This is a genomic window from Janthinobacterium sp. SUN073 (assembly GCF_030397665.1).
Lineage (GTDB): Bacteria > Pseudomonadota > Gammaproteobacteria > Burkholderiales > Burkholderiaceae_D > Janthinobacterium.
This window is the reverse complement of record NZ_JAPUBT010000006.1, coordinates 200,546-213,058: the sequence shown is the minus strand read 5'-3', so window position 1 is coordinate 213,058 and position 12,513 is coordinate 200,546. Positions and strand designations below refer to the sequence as shown.

The 12,513-nt window shown below is 62.4% G+C and carries 17 protein-coding genes; 12 read left to right on the top strand and 5 right to left on the bottom strand.

Translation table 11 applies throughout. From position 1 onward, the window contains the following. Positions 1-313: 313 nt before the first annotated feature. The 3 genes from O0882_RS18045 (at position 314) to O0882_RS18035 (ending at position 2,651) form a co-directional block, all read left to right on the top strand. Positions 314-1,282: a beta/gamma crystallin-related protein gene (locus O0882_RS18045; RefSeq protein ID WP_289950189.1), complete on the top strand. Its 969-nt coding sequence runs from the start codon at positions 314-316 to the stop codon at positions 1,280-1,282. 133 nt (positions 1,283-1,415) lie between these two features. Next, positions 1,416-2,336 (top strand): DnaJ C-terminal domain-containing protein, encoded by a 921-nt coding sequence (locus O0882_RS18040; RefSeq protein WP_289950187.1) that lies wholly within the window; start codon positions 1,416-1,418, stop codon positions 2,334-2,336. 3 nt (positions 2,337-2,339) lie between these two features. Beyond that, positions 2,340-2,651, top strand: a complete 312-nt coding sequence (locus O0882_RS18035) for a MerR family transcriptional regulator (protein WP_289950186.1) — start codon at positions 2,340-2,342, stop codon at positions 2,649-2,651. An 11-nt stretch (positions 2,652-2,662) separates the two neighbouring features. Here O0882_RS18035 and O0882_RS18030 read toward each other — a convergent pair whose 3' ends face one another. Continuing rightward, positions 2,663-2,890, bottom strand: coding sequence for a hypothetical protein (locus O0882_RS18030; RefSeq protein WP_289950184.1), 228 nt, complete (start codon positions 2,888-2,890; stop codon positions 2,663-2,665). Between the two features lie 133 nt (positions 2,891-3,023). Further along, complete coding sequence (locus tag O0882_RS18025; protein WP_289950182.1) at positions 3,024-3,938, bottom strand: LysR family transcriptional regulator; 915 nt, start codon at positions 3,936-3,938, stop codon at positions 3,024-3,026. Positions 3,939-4,072: 134 nt separating this feature from the next. Between O0882_RS18025 and O0882_RS18020 the strand changes: the two genes are divergently transcribed. Both O0882_RS18020 and O0882_RS18015 read left to right on the top strand, forming a co-directional pair. Continuing rightward, complete coding sequence (locus tag O0882_RS18020; protein WP_289950180.1) at positions 4,073-4,678, top strand: FMN-dependent NADH-azoreductase; 606 nt, start codon at positions 4,073-4,075, stop codon at positions 4,676-4,678. A gap of 102 nt (positions 4,679-4,780) precedes the next feature. Next, positions 4,781-5,326, top strand: a complete 546-nt coding sequence (locus tag O0882_RS18015) for a nuclear transport factor 2 family protein (RefSeq protein WP_289950179.1) — start codon at positions 4,781-4,783, stop codon at positions 5,324-5,326. Positions 5,327-5,343: 17 nt separating this feature from the next. Here the strand turns inward: O0882_RS18015 and O0882_RS18010 are convergent, their stop codons facing one another. After that, the gene (locus O0882_RS18010; RefSeq protein ID WP_289950178.1) at positions 5,344-5,535 is read right to left on the bottom strand and encodes a hypothetical protein; all 192 of its coding nucleotides are present in this window, start codon (positions 5,533-5,535) and stop codon (positions 5,344-5,346) included. Positions 5,536-5,676: 141 nt separating this feature from the next. Between O0882_RS18010 and O0882_RS18005 the strand changes: the two genes are divergently transcribed. From O0882_RS18005 to pncB, 3 genes are all read left to right on the top strand, one after another. Then, positions 5,677-5,931, top strand: a complete 255-nt coding sequence (locus tag O0882_RS18005; protein WP_289950177.1) for a hypothetical protein — start codon at positions 5,677-5,679, stop codon at positions 5,929-5,931. Positions 5,932-6,046: 115 nt separating this feature from the next. After that, positions 6,047-6,910, top strand: a complete 864-nt coding sequence (locus O0882_RS18000) for a cysteine hydrolase (protein WP_289950176.1) — start codon at positions 6,047-6,049, stop codon at positions 6,908-6,910. Positions 6,911-6,987: 77 nt separating this feature from the next. Continuing rightward, complete coding sequence (pncB, locus tag O0882_RS17995; protein WP_289950175.1) at positions 6,988-8,178, top strand: nicotinate phosphoribosyltransferase; 1,191 nt, start codon at positions 6,988-6,990, stop codon at positions 8,176-8,178. A gap of 25 nt (positions 8,179-8,203) precedes the next feature. Here pncB and O0882_RS17990 read toward each other — a convergent pair whose 3' ends face one another. Continuing rightward, positions 8,204-8,503 (bottom strand): antibiotic biosynthesis monooxygenase family protein, encoded by a 300-nt coding sequence (locus tag O0882_RS17990; RefSeq protein ID WP_096234226.1) that lies wholly within the window; start codon positions 8,501-8,503, stop codon positions 8,204-8,206. 66 nt (positions 8,504-8,569) lie between these two features. Further along, a complete protein-coding gene (locus O0882_RS17985; RefSeq protein WP_289950174.1) occupies positions 8,570-8,923 on the bottom strand; it encodes a hypothetical protein in 354 nt (117 codons plus the stop codon). 171 nt (positions 8,924-9,094) lie between these two features. Here O0882_RS17985 and O0882_RS17980 point away from each other — a divergent pair, with 171 nt between their 5' ends. The 4 genes from O0882_RS17980 to O0882_RS17965 all read left to right on the top strand — a co-directional run bounded on the left by O0882_RS17980 (position 9,095) and on the right by O0882_RS17965 (position 12,510). Further along, on the top strand, positions 9,095-9,676 hold the full coding sequence (locus O0882_RS17980; protein ID WP_289950173.1) for a DJ-1/PfpI family protein: 582 nt from the start codon (positions 9,095-9,097) through the stop codon (positions 9,674-9,676). Positions 9,677-9,740: 64 nt separating this feature from the next. Further along, positions 9,741-10,973, top strand: a complete 1,233-nt coding sequence (locus O0882_RS17975; protein ID WP_289950172.1) for a GAF domain-containing protein — start codon at positions 9,741-9,743, stop codon at positions 10,971-10,973. Between the two features lie 38 nt (positions 10,974-11,011). Beyond that, positions 11,012-11,659 (top strand): response regulator, encoded by a 648-nt coding sequence (locus O0882_RS17970; protein ID WP_071079025.1) that lies wholly within the window; start codon positions 11,012-11,014, stop codon positions 11,657-11,659. 155 nt (positions 11,660-11,814) lie between these two features. Continuing rightward, entirely contained in the window at positions 11,815-12,510 is a 696-nt protein-coding gene (locus tag O0882_RS17965) for a Crp/Fnr family transcriptional regulator (protein WP_034759676.1), read from the top strand. The last annotated feature ends 3 nt before the right edge of the window (positions 12,511-12,513 follow it).

Sequence of the window (12,513 nt, the reverse complement as noted above, 5' to 3'; positions counted from 1 at the left end):
CGTGCGCTGATCGCTGTGCGCGGATACCAGGCAAATGGCAATCACAGGCTTCGTGCGGCCTGTGATTGCTTTTAGTAACAATTTATTGTGCTTTTCCCATACTTTGTTACACCGTTTTTTCTACGGATGGCTACACTGACAGCAGTTGTCATGCCGATCACTTGTCCGTGGGGCGCGATGCTCTTGCGCGTGACTTGAACGTGTGATATCGAGCGCGTTATCGCGCTTTCCCGTGGCCTTGTATTTGTTACACTAGCACCCTGGCGCAACAGCCAGGCAAATCATCACCAAAGAATGAAGAATGGAGTTAATCATGACGGGCCCTTTCAAACACACGCTGGCATGCGCGGCGACCTTGCTGCTCTCGCTGGGGGCGCATGCAAGCGCCCATGCGGGCGATATCACCCTGTTCGAGCATGATAATTTCCGCGGCCGCGCGGTGAACCTGCGCGAGACGACGGACGATCTGTCGCGCTTTGGCTTCAATGACAAGGTGTCGAGCATCCTGGTGCGTTCAGGGACCTGGGATGTATGTACCGATTCCGGCTTCCGTGGCAGATGCAAGACCCTGGGGCCAGGGGAGTACAGCTCGATGCCGGGCATGAACGATGCTATCAGTTCGGTGCGCGAGGCGGGCCGCGGCGATGGCTACAATCCGGGACGCCCGGGACGCGATCCAGATCGCGGCAACGGCGGCTATGGCCGTGGCGGCAGCCTGGAAGTGTATTCGGGCGCGGGCCAGAATGGCGGCTCGGCGCGGTTGAACCGCGATACGGACGATTTCGTCAGCATCGGTTTCAACGACCGCACCACCAGCATCGTCATCAACAATGGCTACTGGCAGCTGTGCAGCGACTCGAACTATAACGGCGTGTGCCGCATCTTCGGGCCTGGCCGTCACGACGACCTGGGACGCGGCCTCGATGGGCGCGTCTCCTCGGCGCGCATGGTCGACGAGCGCGAAGCGCGCCGCCAGCAGCAGTACGAGCAGCCTTACCAGCAGCCGCAGTATCAGCAGCCGCAGTACCAGCAACGCGGCGCCGTCATGCTGTTCCCCGAAGCGGGCATGCGCGGCGAACCGCTGGCGCTGGACCGCGATGCGGAAGAACTGGTGCGCTACAACTTCAATGACCGCGCCTCGTCCATCATCGTCAACGAGGGCCAGTGGGAAGTGTGCAGCGATGCGCACTTTCGCGGCCACTGCGAAGTGATCGGGCCGGGAGAATACGGTCGCCTGAACAGCATGGAAAACCAGATTTCTTCGCTGCGCCGCGTGCGCTAAGCCTTTTTTTGCTGCCACATGCACCGCCCGCGCGACCCGTGTCCCGCGGGCGGTGTTGTATTGTGTGCACGCGCCGTCGGCGCCAATTCGTGTACTCTTCTCACAGGCAGTTCAACCATGGGGAGCAAGCGCGGTGGAATACAAGGACTACTACAAGGAGCTTGGCGTCGAGAAAACGGCGACCGAGGCCGAGATCAAGAAGGCGTACCGCAAGCTGGTACGCAAATACCATCCCGACGTGAGCAAGGAACCGGACGCGGACAAGCGTACCAAGGCCCTGAACGAGGCCTACGGCGTGCTGGGCGACGCGGAAAAGCGCGCCGCCTATGATGAACTGGGCCGCAACCAGGGTGCGCAGGGCCAACCATTCCGGCCGCCGCCGGACTGGGGTTCGGGCTACGAATCGTCGGGCGCCGACGACAGCGACTTCTTTGCCGACCTGTTTGCCCACGTGGGCGGGCGCCGCCGCGCCGGCGGCAGTTTCCATATGCAGGGCGAGGACAGCCACGCCGCCATCACCATCGATTTGCACGACAGCTACCACGGCGCCAAGCGCCACATCGTCATGCGCGTGCCCGAAGCGGATGCGCAAGGCCACGTGGTGACGCGCGAGCGCACGCTCGAAGTGACGATACCGAAAGGCGTCACGGAGGGCCAGCAGCTGCGCATGAAGGGGCAGGGCAATCCCGGTAGCGGCGGCGCGCCCGCTGGCGACCTGTATCTGGAAATCCGCTTCCAGCCCGATGCACGCTACAAGGTGGAAGGGCGCGACGTGTTCGAGACGGTGCCCGTCACGCCATGGGAAGCGGCGCTGGGCGGCGAAATCGCCGTGCCCACGCCATCGGGCACGGTGGCCGTCAGCGTGCCGCCCAATTCGCAGACGGGACGCAAGCTGCGCCTGAAGGGGCGCGGCATCCCCGCCGCCCAGCCGGGCGACCTGTATCTGCTGCTGGCAGTGGTGCTGCCGCCGGCGAACGATGACAAGGCGCGCGAATTGTATGCAACCATGGCGCGCGAGATGGCTTTCAATCCGCGCCAGAAGCTGGGAGGGTAAATCATGACAAACAAGGTAATTGGCGAACTGCTCGAAGATCGAGCCCTGAGCCTGGAGGAACTGGCGCGCGCCTGCGCCGTGGAGCCGGACTGGGTGGTGCGGCATGTGCAGACGGGCGTGCTGCTGCAAAATGGCCCGCCGGCGGGGCAGCTGACGGCCTGGCGCTTCACCAGCCTGGATCTGGTGCGCGCGCGCCGCCTGCACGAAATCGAATCCGTGTTCGATGCGAACGCCGAACTGGCCGCGCTGGTGGTCGATCTGTCGGAAGAAGTGGCGCGCCTGCGCCGCCGCCTGCACGTGCTGGGCGTCGATTAGACCGTTAGCCCTTAGGCCGGGTCGCCGTGCCGCTGCACGGTGATCCTGCCGATATAAAACTGCCCATCGATGACCACCCGGTGCGGGATGCCGGCCACGTCGAAGCCGGGGCCGCCGTCTTCCATCCATTCCTGCGCCAGCGAGTCGAACTGCTGCGGCGTCATGCGCAGCATCTGCGCCGTGATGACGAAGCGCGCGCCTGGTTTCTGTTTGTTGACGAAGTCGTCGATGCCGGCCATGGTGAATCTCTTCAAGGTTGTGTCTGAAATCGGGGGGCAACCCGTCCCAATGGGACGGGTTGCGATCCCGTCGGGTCTGACCCCAGCAGTTGTTTGGGGCTTGCCCACGCATGATACCCGCCCGCGCGCGCTTCTAGAAGACTTGTTCCAGCAGCGGCAGCTGCTCCGCAAAGCGCTCCGTCAGCCACTTGCCCGCCTGGCCGGGCGGCGTGTCGGCGCGCTGGATCAGGTAAATCGGATAATTCTCGCCATTGTCGACGGCCAGCGGCAGGTGCACCAGCCGTCCCTGCGTCAAATCTTCGCGCACCATCGCTTCGGGCATGTTGCCCCAGCCCAGGCCCGCGCGCAGCAAGGCGTGCTTGGAACCGAGGTCGCCCAGGCGCCAGTTGCGCAATCCCAGTACGCCGAAATCCTGGCCCTGCGTCAGGTCGCTGCGGTCGCTGAGCACCAGCTGCACGTGTTCGCGCGCCACGTTGGAGGCGATCGGCCCTGCCAGCTGCGCCAGCGCGTGGCTGGGTGCGGCCACGGGAATCAGGCGCACGTGACCGACGGCCAGGCGCTCGAAGACGCTGGCCGTGGCCGTCATCCAGCCACCGAGGCCGATGTGGCAACTGCCATCCATCACCAGCTGCGCCACGGCGCCCATGGCTTCGATGCGCAGGCGCAGGGCGACGGTGGGGAACTGCGCCTGGAACGCTTCCAGAATGCGCACCAGCACGCAGGTGGGGAACATCACGTCGACCACCACCGATACTTCCGCCTCCAGTCCGCCGGCCAGCGCCTTGGCGCGCGCGCGCATGCCATCGACCTTCAGGGCCACGGCACGTGCATCGGCCAGCAGGGCCTTGCCCGCGTCCGTCAGCGTGGGCTTGCGCTTGCCGCGGTCGAGCAGCACCACATTCAGTTGTTCTTCCAGGTTGGCGATGGTGTAGCTGATCACCGACTGCGTGCGGTGCAGCTGGCGCGCAGCATGGGCGAAGCCGCCCGCGTCGATGACGGCGACAAACACGCGTAACTGGTCGAGCGAAGGCTGGCCCGGTTCTCTCATGGAAACTCCCTATCTAAAAATTCGATGCTAATCATTGATATTTATGCGGTTTCATCGATGGTAGACCCGAACTATGCTGTGTGCAAGGGCTGCGACGTGGCCCATCCCCTCATCCATTTCCACAGGAGCAATTCATGAGCAAGGTCTTGTACATCAATAGCAGCGTGCGCAACAGCGGTTCCCTGTCACGCCAATTGTCGGGCGAATTCGTGGCGAAACTGGCCGCGCAAGGCGCCAGCGTGGTCGAGCGCGACCTGGCCGCGCAACCCGTGCCGCACCTGACGGAACAGGTGATGGGCGCCTTCTTCACCCCGGCAGAGCAGCGCAGCGCGCAGGCGGCCGCCGCCGTGCAACTGTCCGATACCCTGGTCGACGAATTGCTGGCCGCCGACGTGCTGGTGCTGGCCGCGCCCATGTACAACTTTTCCGTGCCCTCGACCCTGAAGGCGTGGATCGATCACGTGGCGCGCGCGGGCCGCACCTTCCTGTACACGGCGACGGGCCCCGTCGGCCTGGCCACGGGCAAGAAAGCGGTTATTTTCACGGCCAGTGGCGGCGTCTACAGCGCAGGCCCGGGCGCCGCGTATGACTACCTGAGCACCTATCTGCGCACGGCGCTGGGATTCATAGGCATCACCGACATCGAGTTCGTGCAAGCCGAAGGCGTGGCCATGGGCGAGGATGCCGTCGCCAGTGCGATCGCCAAGGGCCGCGCCTCGATCGAAGCCCTGGCCGCCTGAATCAGGCCTTCAGAGGGGTTGCCAATCTGCCATGGTTGACATAAGCTTGCCGACGGCACGCCCCGTGTCAGCCCGGCGAGCGGTTCGCCATGAAAGTCCCCCATGCACAAGTTGGCCAGTGCAGTACTGTTCGGATGTTCCCTGCTGGCGGCAGGCATGGCGCCAGCGCAGACTGCGCCAGCGGCGCCAGCCCACGTGGGCCGCCACGCCTCCACGCCCGAAGATATGCGCGCCATCGAAAAAGTCGTCGCCGACTTCCAGGCGGCCCTGATCGCCAAGGATGTCAAGCTGCTGTCGTCGCTGATGCTGCACACAAACATCCTGTTCGCCTCGCCGGCCGACGACGCTTTCATCAAGAAAATGCGTGACACGACGGACGTCCACTTTGACGGCGTCGCGGCGGCCGGCTATATCGGTTTCGCCAACTTCATCAAGCGCGAACCGCAGCGCACGGAAGAAAAATTCTACAACGTCAAGATCACCCAGGACCGCCATGTGGCGTGGGTCAACTTCGACTACGAATTCCTCGTCGGCGACACATTGTCCAACTATGGCGTGGAAGCGTGGCAAATGGTCAAGCGCGACGGCGAATGGAAAATCCTCAGCGTCGTCTGGTCCATGCATGCCGCCGCCGAGGCAGGAAAATAGGCGCCAGCCATGCCGCATCAGTCGCGCGGCAGTGTGCGGATTTCCAGCGTGCCACCCGCGTTCAGTACAGGGTTGCCCAGCAAGAATTTTTTCGCATCGTCTATACTTTCAGCTTGCACAAGTAGATAGCCTGACAAGTGTGGCTGCACTGGCCTGGCCGGTGCAAACAGATGCTTGTGTGTCGTCATGCATGCAGATGATGTAGTCATGCATCCTTTTCTCCTGTGCCGCGTGATAAAAAGAGAGCTGAATTGAGTATCCTGAGCAATCGCGAGCGCATGTTTTTTACCCTCACCGCGTCAGTCCGTAGAGACAAGCTGTCCGGCCATGTCATTTTTGGAGCGCACATCGTGCCGATAAAGTATGTTGATTTTTATGAAGTGAATTACACGGCAGAGCGCTTGCGGGGCTGCAAACTATGGGGCGCGTACGTCGCCATCTATGCCCCCTCGTCCAACCCCATGCACCGGGTGAATCTGCTGCGCAAGCGCCGGGTGTCGGCCGACCACCAGTTTACGACGGAAGCGGACGCCATGGCGGAAGCGGGCGAGGTGGCCGTCAAGCTGGTCGAGCGGCGCCAGCGCCGCTATGTCTTCCACCCCTGACCTGACTTGTCCAGGCGCAAGTTATTGCGATTTGCAAGGTTCATGGCGGCTCCCGGATTGGCGTGATGGCGATGTTGCCATTATCATGCAATACCCGCCACGCACGAGGACCGCCATGAAACGCCAGCTGCACCTGCTCGTCATCGACCCGCAAAACGATTTTTGCGACTTGCCCGCCGCCTGGCTGCCGCAGGATGCCGCGCCGGCCCTGGCCGTGCCCGGCGCCCACGCCGACATGCTGCGTGTGGCGCAGCTGATCCGTGAAGGGGGCGGCGGGCTGACGCAGATCAGCGTGACCCTCGACGCCCACCACCGCTACGACATCGCCCATCCCGCCTTCTGGCGCACGGGCGATGGCGGCCCCGTTGCGCCATTTACGCAGATCAGCGCGCAGCAGGTGCGCGACCGATTGTTCCTGCCCGCCGCCAGCGGCGCCTTGCCGCGCGCGCTGGCCTATCTCGATGCCTTGCAGCAAGCGGGGCGCTATCAATTGATGGTGTGGCCCGTGCATTGCGAGATCGGCAGCTGGGGCCAGAATATCCACGTGGCCGTGCGCGCCGCCTACAACGCCTGGGAAGTGAGCAACTTGCAAGTGGTGGCCAAGCTGAGCAAGGGTTCGAATCCGTGGACCGAGCATTACTCGGCCGTCATGGCGGAAGTGCCCGATCCTCAGGACGCGGCCACCCAGCTGAACCGCGCCTTCCTCGATACCCTGCTGCCGGCGCAGCAGATTTATGTCACGGGCGAGGCGGGCAGCCACTGCGTGAAAGCCAGCACGGAACACATCGCCGACTACCTGCAAGCCCAGCAAGGCAAGCCGGCCCTGTCGCGCCTGGTGCTGCTGACGGACTGCATGAGCCCCGTTACGGGCTTCGAAGCGCAGCAGCGCGACTTCCTGGCCACCATGCACGAGCGCGGCGCGCGGCTGGCCACGTCCGCCGAGGTCTTGCCTGAATTGTTGGCCAATGCGCTGGCCTGAGCCATTGTCGAGCGTGCCCTGCTGAAATGCTTGCGGTGGCGTACTATTCTGGCTTCAGGAAGTTGGAGAAAACACACATGACCCCGATAGTGCGCAGTTTGCTGGAAACCGATCTGTATAAATTTACAATGTGGCAAGCATTGCTGCACGGTCATCCGAATACCCATACCGAATACGAATTTGTCTGCCGCAACGCCACCGCCTTTCCGCTGGCCGAACTGAAGGGCGAGCTGGAAGAACAGCTCGACCACCTGTGCTCGATGTCGTTTGCCGACGACGAGCTGGCCTATTTGCGCACCCTGCGCTTCATGAAGAGCGATTTCGTCGACTTTTTGACGGTGTTCCGCTTCCAGCGCAAGTTCATCGACGTCAGCACCGATGGCGACACCCTGCTGGTGCACGCGGCCGGGCCGCAGGTGCATGTGATGGGTTTCGAGATTTTCGTGCTGTACATCATCAATGAACTGTATTTCCGCCGCTTCGACCTCGACGCGGCCATGCGCGAAGGGCGTCACCGCCTGGGCTTGAAAGTGGCGGCCGTCAAGGAATTCGGCAAGCTGCCACGGCGCAAGCATCCGTTCGAGTTTTCCGACTTCGGCGTGCGCCGTCGTTTTTCCGGCGCCTGGCACGACGAAGTGGTGCAACGCCTGGCGCATGAAGTGCCGGAATATTTCAAGGGTACGTCGAATGTGTACCTGGCGAAAAAGCTGGGCATCGTGCCGATCGGCACCATGGCGCATGAATACATGCAGTCGTTCCAGTCCTTCGGCGTACGCCTGCGCGATTTTCAGAAGGCGGCACTGGAAGACTGGGTGCAGGAATACCGGGGCGACCTGGGCATCGCCCTGACGGACGTGGTGGGCATGGATGCCTTTTTGGCCGATTTCGACCTGTATTTCGCCAAGCTGTTCGACGGCTTGCGCCACGATTCGGGCGACCCCGTCGAATGGGGCGAAAAGGCGCTGGCCCATTACGCGGCCCTGCGCATCGATGCCAATACCAAGCGCCTCGTGTTTTCCGACGGCCTGGACCTGGACAAGGCCTTCGCCCTGTACCGGCACTTCGCCGACCGCATCATGACGGGCTTTGGCATCGGCACCAATCTCACCAACGACGTGGGTTTGACGCCGCTCAACATCGTCATGAAACTGGTGCGCTGCAATGGCCAGTCGGTGGCGAAATTGTCGGATTCGCCGGGCAAGACCCTGTGCAAGGATGAAACCTTCCTCGCGTATTTGCGCCAGGTGTTTCACCACCCTGCGGCGTAATGGCAGCGGGGCAAGCGCTGCCTGCTTAAAACCCCGTGACCACCGTGTTCATGTGCTCGACCTGGGGCGGGGCGGCGAAGAATTCGCCCACCAGGCCGCGCCATGCCTGGAAGTCGTCGCTGCCGCGGAAATGCACGGTGTGGTCTTCCAGGGTGCTCCAGCCGACCACCAGGCGGTAGGCATCGCCATTTTCGATCGAGCGCTCCAGGCGCATCGATTCGCAGCCGCGCGCGCGCTGGAACAGGGGCACGGCTTTGGCGACGGCCGCTTCGAAGGCGTCATGCGTGGCCGATTTGATCTGGATGTGGGCAATTTCATAAATCATGGCAAGTTCCACTGTGGAATGAAGGAAGCTCGATCTTGCCATAGTTTGGCTGCGCGGGGGAGGGTGTCAGCCCGCCAGCGCGTGTTTGCCTGCACCTGTGCCTGCATGTCGGCTTGCCGCGTGGCTGGCCGTGCGCTGTTCGATATCGCAGCCGTTGCAGGCCTGCACGATGGCGTGCGCCCGTTCGCGTTCCTGTGGCGTGCCGATGGCGACGACGAGGCGGAACATGCCGCGCCACGCGGCCTTGCCCTGTACGGGCACGGCTTCGTCGTCGACCGTGTCGAGCTGCACGGCGTGCGCGGCGAAGCCATCGTCGAGCAGGGCGCTGCGGGCCTGCTGCGCATCGCTGAAATGGTCGAAGATACGGATCAGGGCCGCAGCGACAAGAGGGTTGGCAAGGGGGCTGGTGGAGGTGCTCATGGCCAGGCTTTCAAAGAGGGTCTCTTGGATTTGACCTGCGAGCCTTGAAATAATTCTGGCTCAGCCTCTAAATGCCTGCATTCAGTGGCAAAAGTTTGATAAATATCCAGTATGGCTGCCAAGTCGCGCTAAGATACGCCTTGCGGGATCAATCTTTCATAGGAGAACTAAATGGCAGCGAAGAAAATTCTGTTTTTGACCGGCGATTTTGCAGAAGATTATGAAACGATGGTGCCATTCCAGGCCCTGCTGATGCTCGGGCATACCGTGCACGCCGTTTGTCCCGGCAAGAAAAGCGGCGAGACGATCAAGACGGCCATCCACGATTTCGAGGGCGACCAGACCTACACGGAAAAGCCGGGCCATTTGTTCACCCTGAACGCCAGCTTCGACGAGATCGATCCGGCCGACTATGACGCGGTGATGATCGCCGGCGGCCGCGCGCCCGAATACCTGCGCCTGAACGAGAAAGTCATCGCCGCCGTGCGCCATTTTGCCGATGCGGGCAAGCCTGTCGCGGCCGTGTGCCACGGCGCGCAATTGCTGGCCGCCGCCGATGTCATCCGTGGCAAGCGCATTTCCGCCTATCCCGCCTGCGCGCCGGAAGTCAAACTGGCGGGCGGCACGTATGCCGACATCGCCGTCACGGACGCCGTCACCGATGGCCAGTTCGTCACGGCCCCCGCCTGGCCCGCGCATCCGGCCTGGCTGGCGCAGTTCGTCAAGCTGCTCGGCACCGAGATCCGTTTGTAACCTTTACCTGCCCGGCAGGCCGCAGCGCTTGCCGGGCGCCCCACTTTTCAGATTCGAGTTCTTCATGCATGCGCCGCGCAGTCAACCTTCCCGCAAACAACTTCCAGCGTCGCGCTGGCGCCAGCGCCGCCTGGCGCAAGCCGCATCGGGCTTGAGCGCCGCGCAGGAACGCCAGCTGGCCACCCTGCATGAGATTTCCACCTTGCTGGCGGGACAGCACGCCATCGATGCGCTATGCCGTGGCTTTCTGCACCACGTGATGCAGTTCGCGCAGGCCGAAGGCGGCACCGTGCGCATCCTCGATCCGCAGCACGATACCGTGCACATCATCGTGCATGAGGGCATTTCGGACGCCATGGTGGAAGAGGAACACTGCATCCGCAACAACGATTGCCTGTGCGGCGCTGCCGTGGCGCAGGGCGTGATCCAGATCCGCGATTTCCGCCAGGTCGATGCGCTGCAGCGCTTCCGCTGCCAGGACGAAGGTTTTATCGCCATCGCCGTCTTTCCCATCCTCGCGCGCGACCAGGTGGTGGGCAGTTTTTCGCTGCACTTCGCGGGCCCGCAAGCCGTGCATGCGCAGCAGCAGGGCTGGCTGGAAACGCTGGGCCAGAGTCTGGGCATCGCCATCGAAAACCAGCGCCTGATCGCGCGCGAAAAGGAATTTGCCGTGGCGCGCGAACGCAGCCTGCTGGCCGAAGGCTTGCATGACAGCATCGCGCAAAGCCTGAACTTCATCAGCCTGCAAGTCCAGATGCTCGACGATTCCGTGCGCCGGGGCCAGCTCGACGAAGCGGCCGAAGTGCTGCCGCTGATGCGCATGGGCGTCGAACAAAGCTACCAGGACGTGCGCGAATTGCTGGTCAATTTCCGCACGCGCTGGCATGGCAGCGACCTGGAAAGCAAACTGTCCGAAGTGCTGGCCAAGTTCGAGCTGCAGACGGGCGTCGTCGGCACCCTGGACATGAGCGGCAATGGCGCGCCGCTAGCGCCGGAGCAGCAGTTGCAGATCCTGTTCATCGTGCAGGAAGCGCTGTCGAATATCCGCAAGCACGCGCAGGCCAGCAACGTGGCCCTGCGCGTGGTCAACGGGCGCGATTTTGCGCTGCAGGTACGCGACGATGGCGAAGGCTTCGCCGCCAACCTGCGCGACAAGAAAACGGAATTGCAGATCGGCTTGCGTATCATGCAGGAAAGAGCCGAGCGGCTCGGTGCGCAATTTGCCATCGACAGCACGCCCGGCGGTGGCACGACGATCTCGCTGGCCTTGCCGGCAGCCCGGCGCCAGGCCGCGTAACAGAAGATTCATTCTTACCAGGTAAAAGATACAAATACGTGAACGCTCCAATCAAAATCCTGCTGGTCGACGACCACACCTTGCTGCGCAGCGGCGTCAAGCTGCTGCTGCAGCGCAATCCTCTATTCCAGGTGGTGGGCGAGGCATCGAACGGACTCGACGGCGTGCGCCTGACGGCCGAGCTGCTGCCCGACGTGGTGCTGATGGACTTGAACATGCCCGGCGTAACGGGCGTCGAGGCGCTGCAGCTGATCTTGCAGGACATGCCGCAGATGGTCGTGCTGATGCTGACCGTGTCGGAAAACGCGGCCGACCTCGGTGCGGCCCTGCGCGCTGGCGCACGCGGCTACTTGCTGAAAAATATAGAAGCCGAGCAGCTGGGCCAGGCCATCTGCCGCGCCGCCGCAGGTGAATCCGTGATTGCCGACGCCATGACGGCCAAGCTGGTGTCGCAGTTCCGCGCGGGGCAGAACGCGCCCCAGGCCGACTACGACAAACTGACGCCGCGCGAACGCGAAGCCATGGCTTGCCTGGCGCAAGGGCTGAGCAACAAGGAAATCGCGCGCCAGCTGGACGTGGCCGAAAGCACGGTGAAAATCCACGTGCAAAACATCCTCAAAAAGCTTAAGCTCAGCAGCCGCGTGCAGATCGCCGTTTACGCGGTGGAGCGCGAACTGGGTAAATAAAGATCAAACAATGCGCAAATAAATGGCAAAAAATGCGCGATTGTTTGATCTGTATGGCGTTCCGGCCTAGACAACCCTAGTTCCTTTGACGTATGGCCTTGACGATGCCTGCGCATTACACTCTTAGTCATTCGCTAATCTAATAAGAGAGTGTCATGCATAAGGTCAACGTCGATGGCTTGCTATCGAGCCAGGCTCTGTTCCGCCATATTTCCCCTTCGCAATTAGAGCAATTGCGCCAGGATGTCGTGCGCGTCGAAGTGGAAAAAGGCAAAGTGCTGTTCCGCAAGGGCGAAGTGGCGGAAGGCGCCTATGTGGTGGTCTTCGGCCTCGTCAAGCTGAGCGTGTTTTCCATGGAAGGTACCGACAAGGTACTGGAGTTGATCCGTCCGGGCCAGAGCTTCGGCGAAGCCATGATTTTCCTCGATGAACCGTATCCGTTCTGCGCCGAAGCGCTCGAGCATTGCCTGCTGCTGCGCATCCCGCCGCACGCGCTGCTGCGCCTGCTGGACCAGTCGCCGCGTATCGCACGCCAGATGATGAACAGCCTGTCGCACCACCTGATGGGTTTTATCCGCAACGTGGAACGCTGCTCCGTGCAAAACGCCACCCAGCGCGTGGTCGAGTACCTGTTGCAGGCATCGGACCAGCAGCGTTCGAACGAGGTCAAGCTGGACTTGAAGAAAAGTCTGCTGGCATCGTTCCTGAACCTGGCGCCCGCCACCCTGTCGCGCGTGCTGCACCAGTTGACGGACTTGCATTTGATTAAAGTCAGCGGTTCGCTGATCCAGATCCAGCCCGATGCCTTGAAAACGTATCGCCACGGCTCCGCCACGGCCATGCTCAATTAAGTC

Bases quoted from the DNA above. Each gene is read 5' to 3' on its own strand.
- O0882_RS17965 (WP_034759676.1), top strand. From the start codon at position 11,815: ATGCATAAGGTCAACGTCGATGGCTTGCTATCGAGCCAGGCTCTGTTC.
- O0882_RS18035 (WP_289950186.1), top strand. From the start codon at position 2,340: ATGACAAACAAGGTAATTGGCGAACTGCTCGAAGATCGAGCCCTGAGC.
- O0882_RS17975 (WP_289950172.1), top strand. From the start codon at position 9,741: ATGCATGCGCCGCGCAGTCAACCTTCCCGCAAACAACTTCCAGCGTCG.
- O0882_RS17980 (WP_289950173.1), top strand. From the start codon at position 9,095: ATGGCAGCGAAGAAAATTCTGTTTTTGACCGGCGATTTTGCAGAAGAT.
- O0882_RS18020 (WP_289950180.1), top strand. From the start codon at position 4,073: ATGAGCAAGGTCTTGTACATCAATAGCAGCGTGCGCAACAGCGGTTCC.
- O0882_RS18025 (WP_289950182.1), bottom strand. From the start codon at position 3,938: ATGAGAGAACCGGGCCAGCCTTCGCTCGACCAGTTACGCGTGTTTGTC.
- O0882_RS17985 (WP_289950174.1), bottom strand. From the start codon at position 8,923: ATGAGCACCTCCACCAGCCCCCTTGCCAACCCTCTTGTCGCTGCGGCC.
- O0882_RS18000 (WP_289950176.1), top strand. From the start codon at position 6,047: ATGAAACGCCAGCTGCACCTGCTCGTCATCGACCCGCAAAACGATTTT.
- O0882_RS18045 (WP_289950189.1), top strand. From the start codon at position 314: ATGACGGGCCCTTTCAAACACACGCTGGCATGCGCGGCGACCTTGCTG.
- O0882_RS18015 (WP_289950179.1), top strand. From the start codon at position 4,781: ATGCACAAGTTGGCCAGTGCAGTACTGTTCGGATGTTCCCTGCTGGCG.
- O0882_RS18010 (WP_289950178.1), bottom strand. From the start codon at position 5,535: ATGACTACATCATCTGCATGCATGACGACACACAAGCATCTGTTTGCA.
- O0882_RS17990 (WP_096234226.1), bottom strand. From the start codon at position 8,503: ATGATTTATGAAATTGCCCACATCCAGATCAAATCGGCCACGCATGAC.
- O0882_RS18030 (WP_289950184.1), bottom strand. From the start codon at position 2,890: ATGGCCGGCATCGACGACTTCGTCAACAAACAGAAACCAGGCGCGCGC.
- pncB (WP_289950175.1), top strand. From the start codon at position 6,988: ATGACCCCGATAGTGCGCAGTTTGCTGGAAACCGATCTGTATAAATTT.